The 21,709-nt window shown below is 59.6% G+C and carries 17 protein-coding genes; 9 read left to right on the top strand and 8 right to left on the bottom strand.

Translation table 11 applies throughout. The features are described from left to right. The first annotated feature begins 148 nt into the window (after positions 1-148). The gene (locus tag ACR0B3_RS13050; RefSeq protein ID WP_480809457.1) at positions 149-2,440 is read left to right on the top strand and encodes a xanthine dehydrogenase family protein molybdopterin-binding subunit; all 2,292 of its coding nucleotides are present in this window, start codon (positions 149-151) and stop codon (positions 2,438-2,440) included. Further along, positions 2,418-3,494, top strand: a complete 1,077-nt coding sequence (locus ACR0B3_RS13045) for a DUF2235 domain-containing protein (protein WP_480809456.1) — start codon at positions 2,418-2,420, stop codon at positions 3,492-3,494. The genes ACR0B3_RS13050 and ACR0B3_RS13045 overlap by 23 nt, the downstream gene beginning before the upstream one ends. 152 nt (positions 3,495-3,646) lie before the next feature. On the opposite strand, the gene ACR0B3_RS13040 is transcribed toward ACR0B3_RS13045, so the two are convergent. Continuing rightward, the gene (locus ACR0B3_RS13040) at positions 3,647-5,593 is read right to left on the bottom strand and encodes a DUF3604 domain-containing protein (protein ID WP_480809455.1); all 1,947 of its coding nucleotides are present in this window, start codon (positions 5,591-5,593) and stop codon (positions 3,647-3,649) included. Between the two features lie 249 nt (positions 5,594-5,842). On the opposite strand from ACR0B3_RS13040, the gene ACR0B3_RS13035 reads away from it, so the two are divergent. Beyond that, positions 5,843-7,279 carry an arylsulfatase gene (locus ACR0B3_RS13035; protein ID WP_480809454.1) on the top strand — a complete coding sequence of 479 codons (1,437 nt, stop codon included), beginning with the start codon at positions 5,843-5,845 and terminating at the stop codon, positions 7,277-7,279. A 255-nt stretch (positions 7,280-7,534) separates the two neighbouring features. Here ACR0B3_RS13035 and ACR0B3_RS13030 read toward each other — a convergent pair whose 3' ends face one another. Beyond that, entirely contained in the window at positions 7,535-8,104 is a 570-nt protein-coding gene (locus ACR0B3_RS13030; protein ID WP_170686119.1) for a GcrA family cell cycle regulator, read from the bottom strand. Positions 8,105-8,230: 126 nt separating this feature from the next. On the opposite strand from ACR0B3_RS13030, the gene ACR0B3_RS13025 reads away from it, so the two are divergent. Then, complete coding sequence (locus tag ACR0B3_RS13025) at positions 8,231-9,034, top strand: ABC transporter permease (protein WP_480809453.1); 804 nt, start codon at positions 8,231-8,233, stop codon at positions 9,032-9,034. Here ACR0B3_RS13025 and ACR0B3_RS13020 read toward each other — a convergent pair. Continuing rightward, the gene (locus ACR0B3_RS13020) at positions 9,016-9,909 is read right to left on the bottom strand and encodes a DMT family transporter (protein WP_480809452.1); all 894 of its coding nucleotides are present in this window, start codon (positions 9,907-9,909) and stop codon (positions 9,016-9,018) included. The two genes, ACR0B3_RS13025 and ACR0B3_RS13020, sit on opposite strands and share 19 nt — an antisense overlap. A gap of 291 nt (positions 9,910-10,200) precedes the next feature. On the opposite strand from ACR0B3_RS13020, the gene ACR0B3_RS13015 reads away from it, so the two are divergent. Together ACR0B3_RS13015 and argF are read left to right on the top strand one after the other, a co-directional pair. Continuing rightward, positions 10,201-11,388, top strand: coding sequence for an acetylornithine transaminase (locus ACR0B3_RS13015; protein ID WP_480809451.1), 1,188 nt, complete (start codon positions 10,201-10,203; stop codon positions 11,386-11,388). Positions 11,389-11,463: 75 nt separating this feature from the next. Then, positions 11,464-12,390 (top strand): ornithine carbamoyltransferase, encoded by a 927-nt coding sequence (gene argF / locus ACR0B3_RS13010; protein ID WP_480809450.1) that lies wholly within the window; start codon positions 11,464-11,466, stop codon positions 12,388-12,390. On the opposite strand, the gene ACR0B3_RS13005 is transcribed toward argF, so the two are convergent. Both ACR0B3_RS13005 and ACR0B3_RS13000 read right to left on the bottom strand, forming a co-directional pair. Further along, a complete protein-coding gene (locus ACR0B3_RS13005) occupies positions 12,387-12,980 on the bottom strand; it encodes a ferric reductase-like transmembrane domain-containing protein (RefSeq protein WP_480809640.1) in 594 nt (197 codons plus the stop codon). The two genes, argF and ACR0B3_RS13005, sit on opposite strands and share 4 nt — an antisense overlap. A gap of 6 nt (positions 12,981-12,986) precedes the next feature. After that, positions 12,987-13,475 carry a twin-arginine translocation pathway signal gene (locus tag ACR0B3_RS13000; RefSeq protein WP_480809449.1) on the bottom strand — a complete coding sequence of 163 codons (489 nt, stop codon included), beginning with the start codon at positions 13,473-13,475 and terminating at the stop codon, positions 12,987-12,989. 287 nt (positions 13,476-13,762) lie between these two features. Here ACR0B3_RS13000 and ACR0B3_RS12995 point away from each other — a divergent pair, with 287 nt between their 5' ends. Beyond that, positions 13,763-14,728 (top strand): pirin family protein, encoded by a 966-nt coding sequence (locus tag ACR0B3_RS12995; RefSeq protein ID WP_480809448.1) that lies wholly within the window; start codon positions 13,763-13,765, stop codon positions 14,726-14,728. Between the two features lie 64 nt (positions 14,729-14,792). After that, on the top strand, positions 14,793-15,767 hold the full coding sequence (locus ACR0B3_RS12990; protein WP_480809447.1) for a 2-dehydropantoate 2-reductase: 975 nt from the start codon (positions 14,793-14,795) through the stop codon (positions 15,765-15,767). A 62-nt stretch (positions 15,768-15,829) separates the two neighbouring features. Here the strand turns inward: ACR0B3_RS12990 and ACR0B3_RS12985 are convergent, their stop codons facing one another. From ACR0B3_RS12985 to hrpB, 3 genes are all read right to left on the bottom strand, one after another. Further along, positions 15,830-17,308 (bottom strand): inorganic phosphate transporter, encoded by a 1,479-nt coding sequence (locus tag ACR0B3_RS12985; RefSeq protein ID WP_480809446.1) that lies wholly within the window; start codon positions 17,306-17,308, stop codon positions 15,830-15,832. A gap of 91 nt (positions 17,309-17,399) precedes the next feature. Continuing rightward, the gene (locus tag ACR0B3_RS12980; RefSeq protein WP_170759177.1) at positions 17,400-17,858 is read right to left on the bottom strand and encodes an NUDIX hydrolase; all 459 of its coding nucleotides are present in this window, start codon (positions 17,856-17,858) and stop codon (positions 17,400-17,402) included. Positions 17,859-18,040: 182 nt separating this feature from the next. After that, a complete protein-coding gene (gene hrpB, locus ACR0B3_RS12975) occupies positions 18,041-20,479 on the bottom strand; it encodes an ATP-dependent helicase HrpB (RefSeq protein WP_480809445.1) in 2,439 nt (812 codons plus the stop codon). Positions 20,480-20,599: 120 nt separating this feature from the next. Here hrpB and meaB point away from each other — a divergent pair, with 120 nt between their 5' ends. Next, positions 20,600-21,577: a methylmalonyl Co-A mutase-associated GTPase MeaB gene (gene meaB, locus ACR0B3_RS12970; RefSeq protein ID WP_480809444.1), complete on the top strand. Its 978-nt coding sequence runs from the start codon at positions 20,600-20,602 to the stop codon at positions 21,575-21,577. Positions 21,578-21,709: the final 132 nt, after the last annotated feature.

Below are 21,709 nucleotides of genomic sequence, written 5' to 3'. Positions count from 1 at the left end.
CAGCCTAGGCGCGGCCCAGATCGGCGCGCAACGCTGTTTCCAGACATGAATGTCGCTTTCAGACCGTGCGCAGGTAAATTTCTTGGCCTCTGGACAAGGCGCAGCTTCACGCTAGGGTCGCGCGTTCAGGCAGCCAGAGGATCACCCCATGGAAAAATTCGGCAAAAGCCAGCCCGTCAAACGGACCGAGGATCAACGGTTTCTAACCGGGCAGGGGCAGTACATGGACGATTCCGTTCCCGAGACTGCCCTGTTCGCGGCGTTCTTTCGCAGCTCGGTCGCACATGCCACAATCACGTCGCTGGACCTCGAAGACGCGCGCGCCGCGGATGGGGTGCGTTTGGTCATGACACTCGACGATCTGACCGATGCCGAAATCGATACGGTGATGAACGCCACCACAGTCGCCAACCGCGACGGCAGCCAAGGCGCCGCGTCCGAGCGGCACATGTTGGCCAAAGACCGCGTGCGTTTCGTCGGCGAACCAATTGCGGTTGTCATCGCTGACACCTTTCTGCAAGCCCGCGATGCAGCTGAACAGATCTGGATGGAAACCGAGGATCTGCCGGTCAAGATGGATGTCGCCGCAGGCGGGGAGCCGTTGCATCCACAGGCCCCCGACAATCGCGCCTTCGACTGGGGGCTGGGCGATGAACAGGCGACCAACGCGGCGTTTCAGGCGGCGGCCCACACGGTTGCGCTGAATGTGCATGATAATCGGGTCATCGCCAGCTCGATCGAACCGCGCGGCTGTCAGGCCGAGTGGTCGGGTGGTCGCCTGCATTTCTCCTACGGCGGGCAGGGCGTCTGGGGGATGAAGGCGCAATTGGCGCAAAAGCTGAAGCTAGAGCCAGAGGCGATCCGGGTCACCACGCCGGATGTCGGCGGCGGTTTTGGGATGAAGGCGATGCCGTATCCCGAATATTTCTCGGTTGCCGTGGCAGCGATGAAGCTGGGCCAGCCCGTGCATTGGATGTCTGACCGGTCCGAGGCGATGTTGTCGGATCACCATGGTCGAGATTTGACCTCGCTGGCGGAACTGGCTTTTGACACCGATCACAAGATTACCGCCTATCGGGTCCACAACAAAATCAACCTTGGCGCCTATAACAGCCACTTTGCACAGGCCATTCAGACCAGCCTGTTCAGCAAGGTCCTGATGGGTGTCTATGATGTGCAAACCACCTATCTGCGCGTCGAAGGGTTTTACACCAACACAACGCAGGTCGACGCCTATCGCGGTGCCGGTCGGCCCGAGGCGATCTATGTTTTGGAACGCGTCATGGACCGCGCCGCACGCGAACTGGGCGTTGACCCGTGGGAGCTGCGGCGCAAGAATTTCATCCGACCCGAAGCTTTCCCCTACAAGACCGCAACCGGTGAAACCTATGACGTCGGCGATTTCGCCATGGTCCTCAGCCGCGCCGCTGATCAGACCACCGGCTTTGAGGCTCGCAAGGAGGCAGATGCGGAAAACGGCCTGATCCGCGGGCAGGGGCTCTGTTACTATATCGAAAGTATTTTGGGAGACCCTTCCGAAGGCGCAAAGGTTGAGTTTTGCGAAGATGGAACGGTGAACCTCTATGTCGGCACACAGTCCAACGGGCAGGGGCATGAAACGGTCTACGCCCAGTTTCTGTCAGACCAGACGGGCATTCCGGCGCATCTCATCAATGTGGTTCAGGGCGACACGGACAGGCTGGCGCAGGGCGGCGGAACCGGCGGATCACGCTCGGTCACGACCCAAAGCAATGCCACGCTGGTCACAGTTGATACGATGATCGCCGCATTCACGCCCTATCTTGCCGATAAGATGGGGGTCGAGGAAAGCGATGTGACCTTCGACCATGAAACCTTCCGCGCACCCGGGTCCAACCTGACCCCCACGCTGACCGAAGCGGCCCAGATGGCGCGCGCAGACGGGCGCGTCGATCTGTTGCAGCACGAGGCGCGCGCCAAGCTCGAAGCTCGCAGCTATCCAAACGGCGCACATGTTGCCGAAGTCGTTATCGATTCTTTCACTGGTGAAACATGGGTCGATCGCTACACGGTGGTGGATGATTTCGGCAATCTTATCAACCCGATGCTGGCCGAGGGGCAGGTGCACGGCGGAGTCGTACAGGGCATTGGTCAGGCGCTGACCGAGCATGTAGTTCATGATGCCGAGGGGCAACTGCTCACGGCTTCGTTCATGGACTACGCCTTGCCCCGCGCTGCTGAGATACCCATGATAGAGTTTACCTCGGCGCCGGTTCCGTCAACCGCCAACCCGATGGGGATGAAAGGCTGTGGCGAGGCCGGCACCGTGGGCGCACTGGCCGCAGTGGCAAATGCGGTTCAGGATGCGCTCTGGGATCACGGGGTGCGGCAGGCGGATATGCCTTTCACACCTCACAAAGTTTGGGAATTGCTGACGCATGGTTCTGTCACGGCTGAGTAGAAAGGTACTGGGATGGCTCGGACGGCCCCTGCGGTCCGAGCACTCAGCCGAAGCGCGCCACCGCGAACCGATCAGCCATGTCATCATCCTCGACGGCACGATGTCGACGCTGGAACCGGGGCGGGAAACCCATGCCGGTCAGACCCTGCAGTTGTGTTGCGAAATGGGCAGCAAGGTCTCGGTGTTTTACGAGGCAGGCGTGCAGTGGGACAGTTGGAAATCCACCATGGACGTGATGATGGGCCGGGGCATCAATCGCCAGATTCGCCGTGCCTATGGCTACCTCGCCTCGCGCTACAAACCCGGCGACAAGATCTTTTTCATTGGCTATTCCCGTGGCGCTTACGGCGTGCGCAGCCTTGCGGGCGTGATCGATGCGATTGGCTTGCTCAAGGCCGAGCACGCCACCGTGCGCAACATCAAACAGGCCTACCGCCACTATGAATGTAACGCCAATGGCGAAGCAGCAGCAGTCTTTCGTCGGGAATTCTGTCACGAGGATGTGGCTATCGAGATGGTCGGTGTCTGGGATACGGTCAAAGCGCTGGGCCTGCGCCTGCCACTGCTGTGGCGCTGGGCCGAGGAACGCCACGCTTTCCACAACCACCAGCTTGGCCCTGCCACCCGCCACGGCTATCACGCCATGGCGCTGGACGAGACCCGCGAAGTGTTTGAGCCCGTGTTGTGGAAATGCACACCCGATTTCAAAGGCCATATCGAGCAGGTCTGGTTCCGCGGCACCCACGGTGACGTGGGGGGCCAGCTGAATGGTTTCGAAGAGGCCCGCCCGCTCAGTAACATTTCCCTGATCTGGATGCTGGACAAGGCCGAACTACACGGCCTGCCCTTGCCCGAAGGCTGGCGCGACCGCTATCCAACCGACCCGCACGCTCGTTCGGTCGGCACATGGCGCGGTTGGGGCAAGATTTTCCTGCTGCGCAAGCATCGCAAAGTGGGGCGTGACCGGTCAGAGAAGCTGCATGTCTCGGTCTCACCAGATGAACTGCCCCGCTGGGTGCCGATGCCGGATTTGCCCTCGCATCCGGCGCAGTGATAGGCTGATCACGTGCCAGCGGTTCCAAGATCACCGACACCTCAATGTCTGTTTTGAGACCAAAGCGGACGTTTGCATAAACGTATTATCCTAGTATTGCTGCGACAGGAACTGCCGGGCTTTTACCGCAACGACATCTGATCAGGTATATTTCAGTTCTCGGGCGTATACCAAATTGGCGAAGTGTACGCGCGTTCCTGCGTTGAAGTCGGAACCTCCGCGGGAAGTTCGTCTCCGAAGCGAACGGCGTCGTAAATAGTCCACCTCGGCGTGGGGATTTCCAAGACACGGGCATAGTAGAAAGCCCGCACTGAAGGATCGAACTCAGGGTCCGTCCAAACAGTGATCAGCTCTGGAGACCCGATCGAATTGGTAAACGTGCCCGTTGCAACATCCACGGTATTCCCCACCGCTGGTAGGTTGCCGTCCGCATCAGGTTCTCGGTCTCCTGACCAAGCCACGTCATAGACGCGCTCTTCAGTGTCGCCGTCGGCGTTTAACCAACCTTTCACAATCTGAATACGGTCGAGATTGCCGGAGAACGGATCTTTCAGCGCAGCAACCAAGAATGTTGGGGCATCCGCGCCTTCTGTCGCGTCTGCGAGGTCCCCACCCATCGGAACGCCTTTTTCATATCCGACGTCGGCGGGCAAACGAGATTTTGCATCAGCTTCCGTAAAATCCCAGCCACCAAAGAAGCGAACCGCAATGCGACTACCAGTCGTCCCATATACTTCTTTCCTTTCCATGGCGTCGAATATCGCTTCGCGCGTGTTATCTTCTGCCCAGACTGCAGCGTAACCTGAGGCTGCCATTTCCCACCCAAGAATTCTTGTCGTATCGAACTCACCAACGACATGCTGCCAACGACCGGGTTCCGGTTCGACGCCAGAGTGTTTGCCAAAGAAATTGTCTTCTTCCGCCGTCGCCAAAGCGGTATGGCTGTCTGTTGAACCTACCACCCCGAATTTGTATGGATTGGTACCTAGTTGAGCCTCAAGCTTCAGTCCGTTCTTCAGAGCCTCACGGGCATACTCGTATTGCAGCATCCAGTCTTCTTTGGGTGTCGGACCCAGATTGGACTTATCCCAGGTTTCATAGTCCGCGAACTCATCATTTGGGCTTAGAAACGGATGCGCTTCTCCGTCACCTTTGATTTGAGTGATCTCATACATCGGCTCCCACTTCGCACGCCGTTCTGCGTAGTCTGCTGTCAACGCTTCACCCGTTTCCGGGTTAGTCTCGACTGGGAACATCAGGCCGTTAGAGACGTTGCCGTTGTGAGCAAGGGCGAGTACTCGACCGCCAGTTTCCTGTTCATATGTTTCCATCCAGTCCCATAACCGTTCCGGATTAAAGGTTTCTGCGGTTGTGAAGGGCAGCATCTGCCGCGCGCGAATGGCATCATCCCGGTAGATCACATTGCGGTGGAGGTTGTTGCCAGCTTCGGTGGACGTCCATTCGTATCCAATGAACGCAGTGAATGTGCCCGGGGCGTTGTGATGATCTGCGGTTTGCGTGAACTCGTCCCAGACGGATTGTACAAACCTGCGATCTGAAACAGCCTCGGGAAGTGCCTCGCCGGTGATGCCAGCAAAGGTTTCAATGACTTCCATAGTGGCTCCAAGTGCAACGTCTCCACCCGCGTTAAGCCGTTCGCTCCAGTCTCGGAGCGTTGCATCGCGCATCAGCGAGGAGTTTCCTGCGATGATTTCATTCATTGCACCCATGGCATCAGAATGATCGGATACGACAAGCCAGTCGAGCGGACGTGACAGCTTCACGCGTAGGCCGTGTGATGTAGTGACTTCCTCACCACGTGCAAACCTATAGGCATCGTCGGGGCTCAGAATGACGCCAAATCCGCGGGCGTCGAGCGAGTTTGACGTGTGCAGGTGAGTGTCAACCCACAATGGGCGTGTAGGAAAATCTCGACCCGCATAAGGTGAGAAATCAGCAGGCGCGGGTTCACGCATATCGTCTACCGAAATTGTCATCTCTCCGACTTGCCCACCTTGTGCGGCCTCTTGAGCATTTGACGAACTTGCTATGAATGCTGCGGAAACTATTGCCGTCGATGTCGTCAGAAAAAACTTCATTTGAACCTCCCAGCCGAGCTGAATGCCAGTCCATGGCAACATCTGACGCGGCTGTTCGTCAAGGAAAACAAAGGTTTTTATTGAGCGATAGAGTTCGCGGGGGAGCTTTGACCAAAATCGGGCCCCCGCTTCGTCTGCAATTCTGACGCTCTACCGTTGTGAGAAAACACCGCAACGAGTGGACGTTCTTGACGACTGGCGGCTTCGTTCGACAGTCTTGATTACGTGAGCTTGAATGGAGTCGTTGCTATGAAATGGTTGTCCCGCACATTCCTACTGTCCTTTTCACTTCTATTTTCCACAGCTGCTTCAGCACATGACAAACCCAACATCGTATTCATATTTCTAGATAATTTTGGTTGGGGCGAGCCCGGGTTCAATGGAGGCGGCATAATCCGAGGTACTGCGACTCCCGAGATGGACGCCCTCGCTGCAGAGGGGCTACGACTCACAAACTTCAACGTGGAAAGCCAGTGCACGCCGTCCCGAGCAGCGACCATGACAGGACGATACGGTATCCGAAGCGGCAACCACACGGTCCCACTGGGCGGCGGCGTCTACGGCCTAACTCAGTGGGAAATCACAATGGCTGAGATGCTAAAGGATGAAGGATATAACACGGCCATGTACGGCAAGTGGCACCTTGGCTGGACCGAAGGACGCTATCCAACGAATCAAGGATTCGACGAATTTTACGGAGTTGAGACCGCTGACGTTACAGTCTGGCGCACGCTTCCGGGATTTGCCGAAGCCAACATGGAAGAGCCTGTTGTGATGCAGGGTATTGCAGGCGAGCCCGCAACCATCGCGCGGGATTACGATCTGGATTATCGCGGCGAGATTGATGGCGAACTGACGAAAAAGGCTATCGACTTTATCAAAGCAAAGAGTGCCGAAGACGCGCCGTTTTTTATCTATCTTGCATATACGCAGACCCACTATCCAAACATCGCGTCCGAGGAGTTTGATGGCGCCACCGGAAACGGCGTCTGGGCCGACATTCTGCTTCAAACAGATAGCTATATCGGACGCATCGTTGATGCGATTGAGGCTGCAGGCGTTTCCGACGACACCGTGGTGATATTTACTGCTGACAACGGCCCCGAAGCTCTTCCAATTGGAAATGCCAACGTCTCGCCGGTTCCTGCGGTACATGGTACTGCGGGGCCTTGGCGCGGCACTCTGTTCACAAGCCTCGAAGGAAGTATGCGCGTGCCCTTCGCCATCAAGTGGCCGGGGAAGATTCCCGCTGGTTCAGAAAGCAATGACGTTGTTCACTCGATGGATCTATTTCCAACACTGGCGGCATTCGCAGGCGGCAAAGTGCCAGAGGACAGGGCTTTTGATGGCATCGACCAATCCAAGTTCTTTCTGGGCGTCCAGCCGAGATCGAACCGAGAAGGCGTGATTGTCTACATGGGCGAGCAGATATTCGGCGTAAAATGGAAGGATTGGAAAGTTCTGTTCAAAGAGAACACAACGGCTTTTGGCGCTACGGAGTCTTTCGACACACCAAGGGTCTACAATCTTCTGAATGATCCGCATGAGCGCGAAAGCGTACTCTTCCCGCACACATGGGCCGCCGAAAAGGCGCTGCCTCAACTACAGGAGCACATTGCAACGTTCGAGGAATACCCTCCAATCCCACCGGGAACGCCTGATCCCTATGAACCACCCAAAAACTGAATGGTGGCTTTGTCCGTAAAGTGGTTGTTCGTTCAAACGAAACGTGGCGCGCAGCAGCGAACGGCGGCTTAGGTCCGAAAGCTGGCGCTCCGAACTAAAACACCCTCGCAGCATTCAGCGAGGGTGTATTCCTTGTAAGAGCTCGTTACGCCGTGCGTCGTTCTTGATTATGCAACGCTTCGGGTAAGAGGCGTGGCGAAACGCGTGCGCTCTTTTCCCGTTCCACAGTAATAATTTAGGTTCTGGCGCCCGCAACTACCGCCGACGATCCCGACGCGAGCTCATCGGCTGGAACGCCACGCCCACATGCGCCTCGCAATAGGGCTTGCCCGCCTCAACCGGCAGGCCGCAGAACCAGAAATCCTCGGTTGCGGGGTCGCCGACGGGCCATTTGCAGGTCTTCTCGGTCAGTTCCATCAAGGTCAGCTTTTTGGCCTTCTTCTCAACCTCGTTGACCTTGGCCAGCGCCTCGGGGCTTATTTCGTTGGCCGAAGGCTGCGGCGGCAGCGGTTGACCGGCGGGAATAATCTGACGGCGGGCCGGGGTGGCCGGTTTGGCCTCAGGCGCAGGCGCCGGGCGGGCCGGTTCGGTCTTGGGTGCCGGTTTGGGCTTGGCCTCGGCCTTGGGCGCGGGCGCCGGCTTTTCCTTGGGTTCGGCCTTGGCCGGGCTGGCGCTGGTGGCGCGGTTCGACAGGCCCAGACGGTGCACCTTGCCGATCACCGCGTTGCGGGTCACACCGCCCAGTTCCTTGGCGATCTGGCTGGCCGACTGGCCCTCGCCCCACATCTTTTTCAGCAGCTCTACACGCTCGTCAGTCCAGGACATCATTTGCCTTTCAAAAGCGGAAAGCGGCCCCGGATTCGGGCCGCCTTGGGAAATCGTCTCAGCCCCCTATTTTAATCACTGCTGCCCGAGTTACAAGCGCTCTTCGAATCAGTTATAGGGCAGGGCATGCAGAATCTCATGGATCACGACGCGCGCCGCTTTGGGGCGGTGAATTGGATGGGCCTCTTTACGCTGGCGCAACGCGAAACGCTGCGCTTTCTGGCGGTCTGGACGCAGACCCTGCTGGCCCCTCTGGTGACGGCGGGATTATTTCTGCTGATCTTCAACATCGCCATTGGACCCAGCCGATCGGATGTGATGGGCGTGCCCTTTCTGACCTTTCTAGCCCCTGGCATCATGATGATGACGGTGATCCAGAACGCCTTTGCTAATACGTCCTCGTCGATGGTGATTGCCAAAATTCAGGGCAATATCGTGGATACACTGATGCCGCCCTTGTCGCCGCTTGAGATTTTGCTGGGATATCTGGCCGGAGGTATCGCGCGCGGCGTCCTGATTGCGTTTGTAGTGGCCACTGCGCTGGCGCTGGTTCTGGGCATCCTGCCGCAGCATCCGCTGATCGCGCTGGGCTTTGTGATTCTCGGGGGCGCGTTCATGGGCGCGCTCGGCCTGTTGGCGGGGATTTTTGCCAACAAGTTTGATCAGATGGCGGCGATCACCAATTTCATCGTCACCCCTTTGGCCTTTCTGTCGGGCACTTTCTACTCGGTCCAGGCACTGCCTCCGGTATTGAACCGTCTCAGCCATGTGAACCCGGTCTTCTATCTGATCGACGGATTGCGGTATGGCATGATCGGCGTCTCTGACAGCTCTCCGTGGCTTGGAATGGTCGTTTGTGGTGCCGCAACACTGCTGGTTGGGGCCGCGACCTGGCAAATGCTGAGGACCGGCTACCGGCTCAAGGCCTGACGCTGCCGGGTTTCGCGCCAGACAAGGATCAGCCCGCCGGTCAGGATGATCGCTGATCCGATCAGGCTGACACTGTCCGGGATCACATCAAAGATCGCAAAATCGTAAAAGGCTGCAAAGATCAGCGTCGCATAGCTGATCGGTGCCACGAATGAGGCATCCGCCCGCGCCATCCCGTTGACGAAACAGGCCTGCGCGCAAGCCATCAGCACGCCGATCCCTGCCAGCGCGGCCCATTGCTGTGGCGTTGGCATCTGAAACACAAAACTCACGGCGACTGTGGCGATGGTCAGCCCCATGGAATTGTTGATCAGCAAAATCTGTATTGGAATTTCGCGGCCTGAGAGTTTCTTGATGAAAATCAGCTCCATCCCGATCACGGCGGCCGCAGTCAGGGCCAGCAAGGCGGCGGGTTGAAAGCTGGCGGGTGTTGGACGCAGCAGGATCAAGGCTCCGACCAGCGCAACCGCAGCAGCCAGCCAACGCCAGGGGCCAACGCCTTCTTTCAGCAGCGGGATCGCCAGCACCATGGCAAAGACCGGGTTCAGAAATGAAATCGCCGTTGCATCTGCAATGGGGATATAAGCGACTGAGGCAAACATCAGCGTGATACCCAGCCAGCCAAAACTCGTCCGCCCGATATGCAGCCCCCAATGAACGCGCCCCAAACGCGGACGCAGAACGCCCACAGCCGTGATGATCACCAGAAAGGCGAACAGAAACCGCCCATGGCTGATCTGCATCGGATGCAGCGCAGGGCCCAGAACATCCGTGCCCAATGCCTTGGCCAGCAACGTCGTGGCCGCCAAAAGCGCGCTTGCCGCGAGGATTAACAGGGCCGCAAGGGCAGGGTTCTGGCGTATCGGCGTCATCATTCACCCGTGCGCCAGCGCCGGGCAAATGGCAAGCGGCAAATCCTGATCTCAGAATGAATATTTTCTGAAAGACAAAAACAGGGTTTTCAGATCGGGTTGGCCCCGTTATACGACCCGCCATGATCAAAACCTCACATATCCTGCGACTCCGACGCCGACGCTTTTCCGCGTAACCGGCCCGTTTGATCTATTTGCGCTGTCCAAATCCGCGCAATCCCCACCAAATCAGTTGACGACCATGGCCCCAGTGTATCACTCACAGGGCTCAAGCTATTCGAAAAGGATGATCCGATGATCCCGTCCGTTCTGCCGACCTATAACCGTGCGCCCCTGACATTCGTAAAGGGCGAAGGCGCCTGGCTGACCGAGGCGGATGGCCGACGTTTTCTGGACCTCGGCGCGGGCATCGCGGTAAACGCGCTGGGCCATGCACATCCTGCGCTGGTCGCTGCTCTGACCGAACAGGCGCATGCTCTGTGGCATGTCTCGAACCTCTACAACATCCCGCAGCAGCAGGCGCTGGCTGACAAGCTGGTCGAGCACACCTTCGCCGATACGGTGTTCTTCACCAACTCGGGCACGGAATCCTGTGAGTTGGCCGTGAAAATGGCCCGCAAGTATTTCTATGACAAAGGCCAGCCCGAAAAGGTTGAGATCATTACGTTTGACGGCTCTTTCCATGGCCGGTCTTCGGCTGGCATCGCTGCAGCTGGGTCCGAGAAAATGACCAAAGGCTTTGGCCCCCTGCTGCCCGGCTTTGTGCATGTCATGTTCGGCGATCTCGATGGTGTCACCAACGCCATCTCCGACAAAACGGCGGCGATCCTGATCGAACCTGTCCAGGGCGAAGGCGGTATCCGCCCCGTTCCCGACGCAGAACTCAAGGCCCTGCGCCAGATCTGCGACGACAATGGGCTGCTTTTGATCCTTGACGAAGTGCAATGCGGCGTGGGCCGCACCGGCAAGCTCTTCGCCCATGAATGGGCCGGTATCACCCCCGATATCATGATGGTCGCCAAGGGCATCGGCGGTGGTTTCCCCTTGGGTGCGGTTCTTGCCACCGAAGAGGCCGCCAGCGGCATGACGGCAGGCACGCATGGGTCCACTTACGGCGGCAACCCGCTCGGCTGCGCCGTAGGCTGCGCGGTGATCGATCAGGTCGCCACGCCCGCATTCCTCGAAGGCGTCAACCGCAAGGCAGGCCTGCTGCGTCAAAAGCTCGAAGGCCTGATCGCCGACCATCCCGAGGTATTCGAAGAGGTGCGCGGTTCCGGCCTGATGCTCGGCCTGAAATGCAAACCAACCAATATCGACGTGGTGAATGCAGGCTATGATAACGAGGTCATAACGGTTCCCGCCGCCGACAACGTGATCCGCCTGCTGCCACCCCTGACCTTAACCGAGGACGACATCGCTCAAGCCATGATCCGCCTCGACAAGGTCGCAGCGCAAATCGAAGCCAGCCTGACCACAGCTTGATCTTCATCTTTTCCCAAATACTCCGGGGGTCCGGGGGCAGCGCCCCCGGTCTTCGACAGCCAAAAGCGATATGAAATGAACCATTTCCTCGATATCCACAAAACCGATGTACCCGCTCTGCGGGGTATGATCGATCAGGCCAGCGTCATGAAGCAGGCCCGCCTTGGCCGCCCCAAAGCCGCGCCAGATGATGAGCAGCCGCTAAAGGGTCGCATGGTGGCGCTGATCTTCGAAAAACCTTCAACCCGGACACGCGTGTCTTTCGACGTCGGCGTGCGCCAGATGGGCGGGCAAACCATGGTGCTCTCGGGCAAGGACATGCAACTGGGCCACGGTGAAACCATCGCCGATACCGCACGTGTGCTCTCGCGCTATGTCGACATGATCATGATCCGCACTTTTGACGAGACGATCCTGACCGAGATGGCGGAATATTCGGACGTACCGGTGATCAACGGCCTGACGGACCGCACCCATCCCTGCCAGATCATGGCTGACGTGCTGACCTTCGAGGAACATCGCGGCCCGATCAAAGGCAAAAAAGTCGTGTGGACTGGCGATGGCAATAATGTCTGCGCCTCTTTCCTGCATGCAGCCGGACAGTTTGGGTTCGATTTTACCTTCACCGGCCCGGCCCAGCTGGATCCTGAAGACGAGTTTATGGGGCTTGCCCGCCAGCAGGGCTCGAAGGTGGTGATCGAACGCGACCCGCATAAGGCAGTCCAAGGCGCCGATCTGGTGGTGGCCGACACTTGGGTGTCGATGCACGACAGCCAATCCGCCAAGGAACGCCGCCACAACATGTTGCGCCCCTATCAGGTGAACACCGAGCTGATGTCACATGCCAAGCCCGACGCGCTGTTCATGCACTGCCTGCCCGCCCACCGCGAAGAAGAGGTGACCTCTGAGGTTATGGATGGCCCAATCTCGGTTATTTTCGACGAGGCCGAAAACCGCTTGCATGCGCAAAAGGCGATCATGCGTTGGTGCCTTGGCGTCTAACGCCGCTTAATGTCCCAGATCCTCAATCGGGCGAGCGTTCGGACGCTCGCCATCAAGACCAGCGCGCACAGGGCGGTTTTCGTCATGATCTCCATCGTGCCTTCGATCAGCATCGCATGCACCACGCTGCCCAGGATGGTCACGCAGGCCAACCCCGCGTGACCCAGCCTCCAGACCCGGAACCGAAGGTTCAGACGGTGGCGAAAAACCCCGAACAGGGCCGCCGCAAACGCCGCCCACATGGCCACGACACCCCATGCGGAAAACGGTGTCGGCGACACGAACAGCAACGCGTCCACAACATCAGGCGGGCTGGTGATCCACAGCCCGCCGACATGGATTGCAATCGCCGCAACCAGAACCAGCCCAATCAATCGGTGAATATGTCGGCTTGCGACAGGGGATATCCCAGGCAAATCCCGCCCCGCCAAAAGTGGCTGCACCAGCAGCAGGCCCATGCTGATGATCCCGGCAAATCCGGCCACGATGTAAATCGGATCGCGCCACGCCAAGTATGGGCTGAACGCTGCCGCAATAACCGGACCCAAAACGGCAACGAATAACGCCGCCCAGATCGCCACGCGTTTCAGCACCTATCAGACAGGCTGCAGCACAAAATGCGCGGCAAGGGTTTTGTCCCGCGAACTCGACATCACGGGGCGCAGAAATACCGTTTCAAATTCACCGCTGTCATAAGCCAGATGCCCATGCGCCTGACCAAAGGCAGGCACGATCTGGGGCATCTCAAGCCGGAATTCTCCGTTGGCATCCGTCAGCGTCGCGCCATGGCTGCGCTGGTCGCGCTCATGCCCTTCGGTCGTATGCGCCCAGATCTGGATGCGCTGGTCGGGCAGGGGGGCTCCGTCGCCGGCGCGGCGCACGGTTCCGGTCATCCAAAACCCACCGCCGCCGATCCGGTCGACAATCGGCGCGCCCGGTCGGTAATTATTGGATCCGCCCCGCATCGAGCGTGTCGGCGCAAGACCCGCCGCGCGGGCCGGTGTAATAACGCCGGTCATGCCGGCGGCAACCGTGCCAAGCCCGGTCGCAACAAACCTGCGGCGATTGATTTTCAGTCGGGTCATTGCATCCACTCCAGTCGGTTGAACCCCATCGTTGACTGGCTTTCCTGAACCAGCCGCACCCGATCCCTAAGACTAGCACGATTACCCCCGATTCCGAGAGGCATGAGGGTGAGTAGCAAGTGATCCACTTCACGCCTCTGTGAATATCCAGCGTAAGTTGTCTCAGGCCGCTCGAACCATCGCACGGATATTGTGCGAAGATGCACTTTTCACGTGATGATTTAGCTATACATTTGCACAAGCGAACATGAGAGTGTCTCATGGAACCGAAAACAGGGAGATCAGGAATGAGTTGGAACCCCACCCATAACCCCGAATGCGCCTCCGAAAACGGTGCGCTCGAAACGTTGATCATCCCGCGCGCCCGCGATCTGGGCGGGTTCGAGGTGCGTCGCGCGCTTCCCTCGGTCGAGAGACAACTGGTCGGCCCGTTCATCTTCTTCGACCAGATGGGCCCGGCAGAATTCATCACTGAAGGCGGCATCGATGTCCGCCCGCATCCTCACATCGGACTGGGCACCGTGACCTACCTGTATCAGGGTGAGTTTGAACATCGTGACAGTATCGGCACCCATCAGATGATCTATCCAGGCGAGGTCAACTGGATGGTCGCAGGCCGCGGCGTCACCCATTCCGAACGCACCAGCGACGAAACCCGCGCCCGCCAGAACAAACTGTTCGGTATCCAGACCTGGCTGGCCCTGCCGGAATCGCATGAGGATATGGCCCCCGATTTCGAACACCACAAACAAGGCGCGTTGCCCTTTATTGAAGACACGGGCGTCAGCGCCCGGTTGATCCTGGGCTCGGCCTATGGCGAAACCAGCCCGGTCACTATGCTGTCCGAGACTTTCTATCTCGACGTCCAACTTACCCCCGGCGCCTCGTTCCCGCTGCCCGACAATCATGAGGATCGCGGTGTCTATGTCACCCAAGGCTCGGTCGAGGTCGCGGGTGATACCTTCGATGAAGGGCGCATGATGGTGTTCCGACCCGGTGACAAGCTGTCGGTCAAGGCGGGGGCCCTAGGGGCCCGGCTGATGCTTCTGGGCGGTGCGACGCTGAACGAAGATCGCTATATCTGGTGGAACTTCGTCTCGTCCTCCAAGGAAAAGATCGAAACCGCCACCCGCGAATGGAACACCGCTGACTGGGCCAACGGGGCCTTCCATCTGCCCCCCGGTGACGATCAGGAATTCATCCCGATCCCGGATGCACTGGAACGCACGCAGCCACGCCGCGCCCGCGTCTGACCTCACGTTACACTGGCCGCACTGAGCGATCCCGGCAATCATTGGCGCACAACGGAGGTGCACCATGAAGATCGTCATCGCAGGTGCGGGTAGCATCGGCTGCTTTTGCGGCGCATTACTGGCCGCCAAGGGCCATAACATGACGATGCTGGGCCGTGCCCGCGTGCTGGACGCGATCCGGGCTCGGGGTTTGACGGTGACAGATTTCTCGAACCTGCATCATCACATCCCCGCCGCGCAACTGACACTCAGCGAAGACCCGGACTGTCTTGTGGATACCGAACTGGTCATCGTGACGGTCAAAACCAGCGCAACTGCCGAGATGGCTGCACTGATCGCCGCGCATACACCGGAAACGGCCCCGATCCTGTCCTGGCAAAACGGTCTGGAGAACGCCCGAATATTGCACGCATCCCTCACCGGCCGCGACGTGCGCGCTGGAATGGTGCCCTTCAACGTGGTGCCGACTGATACGGCCACCTATCACCGTGCCACGTCCGGAGAGATTGTGATCGAGCACGGCCCCAGGGCGCTGGCCAATCAGATCAGCACCCCTGATTTGCCCGTCACAGAAAGCGACCGGATCGAAGCGGTGCAATGGGGCAAGCTGGTGATCAACCTCAACAACGCGCTTAACGCACTCTCGGGGCTGACCCTGCAAAACCAATTGCTCGACAGAAACTGGCGTCGCCTGATGGCCGACCAAATGGCCGAGGCGCTACGCGTGCTAAAAGCTGCTAACATCGATGCCGCCTCGACCACACCGCTGCCCGCATGGATGACCCCGCATATCCTGCGCTTGCCAACGCCAGTCTTTTCACGGATCGCGGCAAAGATGTTGACCATCGATCCTACTGCGCGCACCTCGATGGCATATGATCTGATGGCAGGTCGACCAACAGAAATCGACAGTCTGCAGGGCGAAATCATCAGGCTCGGCCAGCAACACGCGATCCCAACCCCGATCAACAGCCGGATCGCCGACCTGATCCAACAAGCCCCGTCGACACCGCTCACGGTGAATCAGATCAATCCCTGATCCGCCTCTTCATCTGGCCAAAAATATCCCGGAGCGCGAGGCAGAGCCTCGCAGAAAACCGATCATCCAAACGCCGTCAGAACCCAGAAGATTACCGCTGACATCACTGCTGCCGCCGGAACTGTAATCACCCAGGCCGCGACGATGGTCATGAAATGCGAACGCCGCACCAGCTTGCGCCGCCGATGCTCCTCGCGCGCCAAACGCAGCTCTGCGGGTCTCTGGCGGTTCGAGTATTTCCACCGCCGTTCTGCGTGCCACTCCCGATAGAAGCCAACACCAAAGACCGCTCCAACCGCGATATGGGTCGAACTCACCGGCAAACCCAACCAACTGGCGACGATCACCGTGATCGCTGCCGAAAGCGCCACGCAAAAGGCGCGCATCGGGTTCAGCTTGGTGATCTGGCTGCCCACCATCCGGATCAGCTTGGGGCCGAACAGGAACAGACCGAACGAAATGCCAAAGGCCCCGATCACCATCACCCATGTCGGGATCGACACTTTCGAGGCAAAGTCCCCAAATTCAGCCGCGTGCACAATCGCTGCAAGCGGACCCACCGCATTGGCCACGTCATTGGCCCCATGGGCAAAGCTCAGAAACGTGGCTGAAATCACCAACGGAAGGCCGAACAATGCTTTCAATGACCGGGTTCGGTTCTCCAGACCCTCGGACTTGCGCTTGACCCAAGGCACCGTCACAGCCCAAACCAGCCCGCCGAAGGCCAGCCCGATCAGGATCGCAATTTGCAGATCGATTTTCACGATCCGCTTCAGGCCCTTCACCGCCAAATAAGTGGCGAAGGCCCCGGCCATCACCGCAACCAATATGGGCACCCAGCGGCGCGCGGCGGCGAGCTTGTCGTCCTGATACTGAATCTTATGCTTGATCAGCGCCAGAAATGCGGCCGCAATCACCCCGCCCAGAACCGGCGAGATCACCCAACTGGCGGCAATCGCACTCATCGTGCCCCAGCTCACTGCGCTCAGGCCTGCGGCAGCAATACCTGCACCCATGACGCCACCCACAACGGAATGCGTGGTCGAGACCGGAGCGCCGACCCAGGTCGCCAGATTGACCCACAGCGCCGACGAGATCAGCGCCGCCATCATCGCCCAGATGAACACGTTGCTGTTCTGAACCGACATCGGATCGATGATGCCTTTTGAGATGGTTGAAACCACATCTCCGCCTGCCAGCAAAGCGCCCGCGCTTTCGGCAATGGCAGCGATCAGGATCGCGCCACCCATAGTCAGCGCGTTGGCCCCCACGGCCGGGCCCATATTGTTGGCCACATCATTGGCGCCAATGTTGATCGCCATATAGGCCCCGAACGCAGCTGCAGCGACAACGATCAGGCCGCCATCGACGCGTCCGAACAGAAGCGCTGCGACCAGTCCGGCCAGGGCAATAAAGGCCAGCGCAATACCGGGTGCCAGAAGCGGGCGCGCCACATGGGCATTGGCATGTTCAACGCGAGAGATACGCTGAAGATCACGATCCAGCGCGTGCCAGCGGGCTTTGGTAGGTTGATCCGACATCAGTCCACAGAAGCTGTTTGAGTTAACGCTCGGCGCTAACCCTTTCCGGCGCGCGCAGCAACCGGGATGTCATCAAAACTTCGTATAACTGTTACATTTGCAGCAGCAGATCACGCAATTCAGGCTCTTGCACCCGCTCAGCGGCCACTTTTCGCGAAACCCAGCAGCGTGTGCGCTGATCAGCCTCGGGATAGTCGTCGGCCAGATCAGACACCTCAACGTGATAGACGCTCGTGGTAACGGGTTGCGCCGTACCATCGCTCAATTTCTTGTCGTACGAGTAATAGCCGACCGGCGTCTGGCCAACCTCTGTCGCCCGAACGCCAGCCTCTTCCCAGGCTTCCTGCAGCGCCGTTTCAGGCCCGTTGAGCCCATCGATGGGCCAGCCCTTGGGGATGATCCAGCGTTTGGTATCTCGGCTGGTGATCAGCAGAACATCACCGTCCGGGCTTGTGTCGCGCGTGCACAATGCGGCAACCTGCACCCGGCTGGGGCGCTGGATCAAAGGTCGTGCGACCTCTTCCCAGATGTTGTGTATCCACTTTGTCATTTTCGGCCTGCTCAAACGTATTTTTGGACAATGCTACATTGGTCAGAAAACATTACTTAATTATGTACTGCAGATTAAACAATACTCTCCCACGCTAGTGGGCAGTTATGGCCGAATTATAGCGAGATATGTGTGTTTTTTGCCGTTTTCCTGTAGGAGGCGCCTGGCATGACGACCAAATTTCAGGTCTTCCGGCGTTTCGCGCGCAGCGTCGGATCGGCCTGTGTCGGGTCTTCGGGCCACGGGTGTTTGGGATATTGCGCGCGCATATCCTTTCGCACATCGGCATAAGACCCCGCCCAGAACCCGGGCAGATCGCGGGTGATCTGGATCGGCCGTTGCGCCGGTGACAGCAGGGTGATCTTCAAGGGCTCACCGCCAACCACCGGGTGTTGTGTGACGCCGAACACCTCTTGCAGACGGACTGAGATTTCGGGCACAGCACCCCCATAGTCGATCGGCAATTTCCGTCCCAGAGGGGTCACGAATGAGCCCGGCGCGCGCCGATCCAGCTCTTGCATCTGGTCCCAATCCAGCCTGGCGCGTAACGCTGGCAACAGATCGAACCGCTTCCAATCCTCGGCGTTGCGTACGCCCGAGAGCATGGGCAGCAGCCAGTCTTCCACCGAAGCCAGCAACCCCTGATCCGAGAAATCCGGCAAGTCAGCCCCTTCCGCGCGCACCAACTCGACCCGCGCAGCCAGTCGCGCCGCCGCGCCGTTCAACCGAATGCCCAGATCACGCACCCCATCCAACATGGCCAGCGCCACAGCGTCCTCGGGCACATCCTTCCAGATGCGATCATCCAGCGTAATCGCGCCAAACCGCTCCTGCCTGCGGGCCACCACCCGGCGCTCGCGTTTTGACCAGTTGCAGCTGTCGACCCAAGCGATCTGATCACTGAACAGCGCGCGGATTTCACTCTCGGAAATCTGCGCGGCCATACGAACGCGCGCCTCACGCGGGTTTCCATCCGTATCCGTCACCACCAGATAAGGCGCACCGGCCAGAGTATCGCCGTTGTCCAGCACAACGCCCTTGCCGCCAGACAGCACATAGCGTGGCGTATCGCCCTTGCGCCGCTGCCCGATCCGGTCCGGGTAGGCCAGCGCGGCCATCGCCGCCGGGCTCAGGCCATCTGTGCCTTTGGCCCGCGCGCGCAGCCGTTTGGATTCGCCGTTGATCCGATCCAGAGCACCCATATTGACCTGCCAGACCCGGTTGCGCTGAAACGCGCGCACGTCGCGCAGCGCTTCAAGCCGTAGCAATAGATCGACCGGAGCCCCCCGCAGCGGATCACGTTCTGCCATCAGCGCCGCCAAAGGCGCGGCATCAGACCCAGCGCGCACCAGCATATGCCCCAAACGCGGGTGCAGCGGCAGCGCTGCGAGCGCCCGACCGTGATCGGTGATCCGGCCTTTGGTGTCCAATGCACCCAGCATCGCCAGCAACGCCCGTGCCTCAGCCAGAGTCCCCTCGGGCGGAGGCGTCAGAAAGGCCAGATCTCCGGGTTCAGCGCCCCACAGCGCCAATTCCAACGCCAACCCTGTCAGATCAGCAGCCTCGATCTCGGCAGGCGGATAAGCCGACAGCGCACCTTCTTCGCCCTTTGACCACAGGCGATAGCACACGCCCTCAGCCACGCGACCCGCTCGACCTGCACGCTGGGTCGCTTCGGCCCGTGTCACGCGTTCGGTCACCAGCCGTGACATGCCTGATCCCGGATCGAACCGCGCCCGTCGCGCTTGCCCCATATCCACCACCACGCGGATGTCGGGGATGGTCAGCGAGGTTTCGGCAATGGACGTCGCCAGCACCACCTTGCGCCCCTGTTTCACCAGAGCAATCGCCGCGCGCTGGGCGGCAAAGGGCAGGGCTCCGAACAGGGGCCGCACGGCGCAAGTATCGGGCAGCCGGTTGTTCAGTGCGGCTTCGGCACGGCGGATTTCACCTTCGCCGGGCAAGAAGACCAGCATACCGCCCTGCGTCTCACGCTCAGCCCTCACCACCAGATCGATCAACGCATCCAGCCGCCGCACCTGCGCACCCAGCGGACGATCCAGCCAGCGGGTTTCGACCGGATAGCTGCGCCCCTCGGACGTCACCAGGGGCGCCTCCATCAGCTTACCCACCGGTTCGGCATCCAAAGTGGCAGACATGGCCAGCAGGATCAGGTCATCCCGCAACGCCCCGGTCACCTCAAGGCACAAGGCAAGCCCCAGATCCGCATTCAGGGACCTTTCGTGGAACTCATCGAAAATCACCGCGCCGACACCCGGCAGATCGGGCTCGGATTGCAGCATGCGGGTCAGAATGCCCTCGGTCACCACTTCGATCCGAGTTGCTTTTGACACCTTCGCATCGCCACGCACGCGGTACCCGACGGTCTGGCCCACAGGTTCGCCCAAGGTCTCGGCCATGCGCTCGGCAGCGGCGCGTGCGGCCAACCGCCGGGGCTCCAGCAGCACGATCCGACCTGCGCACAGGCCCGCCTGCAACATCTCAAGCGGTACGCGCGTGGTTTTACCAACCCCCGGAGGTGCCTGCAGCACCGCGCGCCCATGCGTTTGCAGGGCGCTCAGAAGGTCTGGAATGGCATCATCTATGGGCAACCGGGTCATATCGCCTTATCGCCAAAGCCCCGGCCAAGGTCCAGCACCCGCAAGACGCGTCAGACTAGGGGCTGGACAAACCCGTGCTTCCCGCCTCATCTAGGGCAAATTCCAGCCGGGGGCCCACCGATGAACACTGCCGAACTTGGCGACAGGATATTGAACGGAGATCGCAGAGCGCTGGCCCGTGCGATCACGCTGGTCGAAAGTGGGCGCGCCGATCATCGGGCGCAGGCAGCAGAATTGCTGGATCATCTGACCAAGGCCGGGCGACAGGCGCTGCGGATCGGCTTGTCGGGCACGCCCGGCGTCGGGAAATCCACTTTTATCGAAAGCTTCGGCATGATGCTGACGGGGCAGGGGCTGCGCGTGGCGGTTCTGGCGGTTGATCCCAGCTCGGCCCGCTCGGGGGGCTCGATCCTGGGCGACAAAACCCGGATGGAGCGTCTGAGCCGTGAGAAGAACGCCTTTATCCGGCCCTCTCCCAGCCAAAGCCACCTCGGTGGCGTCGCCCGCCGAACGCGCGAAGCCATCGCGCTGTGCGAAGCTGCTGGATTTGACGTTGTGCTGATTGAAACCGTGGGCGTCGGCCAATCGGAAACCGTGGTGGCCGAGATGTCTGATCTGTTCCTGCTGCTGCTCGCGCCTGCAGGGGGCGATGAATTGCAGGGCGTCAAGCGCGGCATCATGGAGATGGCTGACATGATCCTGATCAACAAGGCCGACGGAGACCTCAAGGCCACCGCCACCCGCACCTGCGCCGATTACGCGGGCGCACTGCGCCTGCTGCGCAAACGTCCGCAGGACCCCGAAGGGTTCCCCAAGGCCATGACCATCTCGGCGGTTGAAGAGCACGGGCTGGAACAGGCCTGGGACGAGATGCAGGACCTGACCAAAAAGCGGCGCGAGGCCGGGCATTGGGCGTCGAACCGCGCTGCGCAGGCCGAATACTGGTTCAAGCAAGAAGTGCGCCATGCCCTGCTCGCCCGTCTCGAAACGCCGCAAATGCGCGACCGCATGAGCGATCTGGGCGCACAGGTCAGCGCTGGCAGCCTCAGCCCGTCGGCGGCAGCCGAACAAATCCTTGATGGTCTTTCCGTCACGTAACTCTGAAACCACAATCTATGCGTGTGGCTAGTGTACCGGCCGCTAATGGTGTAATATCGATGCATAAATTGATATGTTCGAGTGTGATTTGCTGCGTTTGAACCGGTCTGGGTAAGGGCTTGATCGACGTGA

The organism is Ruegeria sp. CE9, assembly GCF_056537425.1.
The sequence above is the reverse complement of the archived record's forward strand: the minus strand, read 5'-3'. Positions and strand labels throughout refer to the sequence as shown.

Bases quoted from the DNA above. Each gene is read 5' to 3' on its own strand.
- ACR0B3_RS13015 (WP_480809451.1), top strand. From the start codon at position 10,201: ATGATCCCGTCCGTTCTGCCGACCTATAACCGTGCGCCCCTGACATTC.
- ACR0B3_RS13025 (WP_480809453.1), top strand. From the start codon at position 8,231: ATGCAGAATCTCATGGATCACGACGCGCGCCGCTTTGGGGCGGTGAAT.
- ACR0B3_RS13040 (WP_480809455.1), bottom strand. From the start codon at position 5,593: ATGAAGTTTTTTCTGACGACATCGACGGCAATAGTTTCCGCAGCATTC.
- ACR0B3_RS13035 (WP_480809454.1), top strand. From the start codon at position 5,843: ATGAAATGGTTGTCCCGCACATTCCTACTGTCCTTTTCACTTCTATTT.
- hrpB (WP_480809445.1), bottom strand. From the start codon at position 20,479: ATGACCCGGTTGCCCATAGATGATGCCATTCCAGACCTTCTGAGCGCC.
- ACR0B3_RS12980 (WP_170759177.1), bottom strand. From the start codon at position 17,858: ATGACAAAGTGGATACACAACATCTGGGAAGAGGTCGCACGACCTTTG.
- ACR0B3_RS13050 (WP_480809457.1), top strand. From the start codon at position 149: ATGGAAAAATTCGGCAAAAGCCAGCCCGTCAAACGGACCGAGGATCAA.
- ACR0B3_RS13000 (WP_480809449.1), bottom strand. From the start codon at position 13,475: ATGACCCGACTGAAAATCAATCGCCGCAGGTTTGTTGCGACCGGGCTT.
- ACR0B3_RS12995 (WP_480809448.1), top strand. From the start codon at position 13,763: ATGAGTTGGAACCCCACCCATAACCCCGAATGCGCCTCCGAAAACGGT.
- ACR0B3_RS13020 (WP_480809452.1), bottom strand. From the start codon at position 9,909: ATGATGACGCCGATACGCCAGAACCCTGCCCTTGCGGCCCTGTTAATC.
- ACR0B3_RS12985 (WP_480809446.1), bottom strand. From the start codon at position 17,308: ATGTCGGATCAACCTACCAAAGCCCGCTGGCACGCGCTGGATCGTGAT.
- argF (WP_480809450.1), top strand. From the start codon at position 11,464: ATGAACCATTTCCTCGATATCCACAAAACCGATGTACCCGCTCTGCGG.
- ACR0B3_RS12990 (WP_480809447.1), top strand. From the start codon at position 14,793: ATGAAGATCGTCATCGCAGGTGCGGGTAGCATCGGCTGCTTTTGCGGC.
- ACR0B3_RS13030 (WP_170686119.1), bottom strand. From the start codon at position 8,104: ATGTCCTGGACTGACGAGCGTGTAGAGCTGCTGAAAAAGATGTGGGGC.
- meaB (WP_480809444.1), top strand. From the start codon at position 20,600: ATGAACACTGCCGAACTTGGCGACAGGATATTGAACGGAGATCGCAGA.
- ACR0B3_RS13045 (WP_480809456.1), top strand. From the start codon at position 2,418: ATGGTTCTGTCACGGCTGAGTAGAAAGGTACTGGGATGGCTCGGACGG.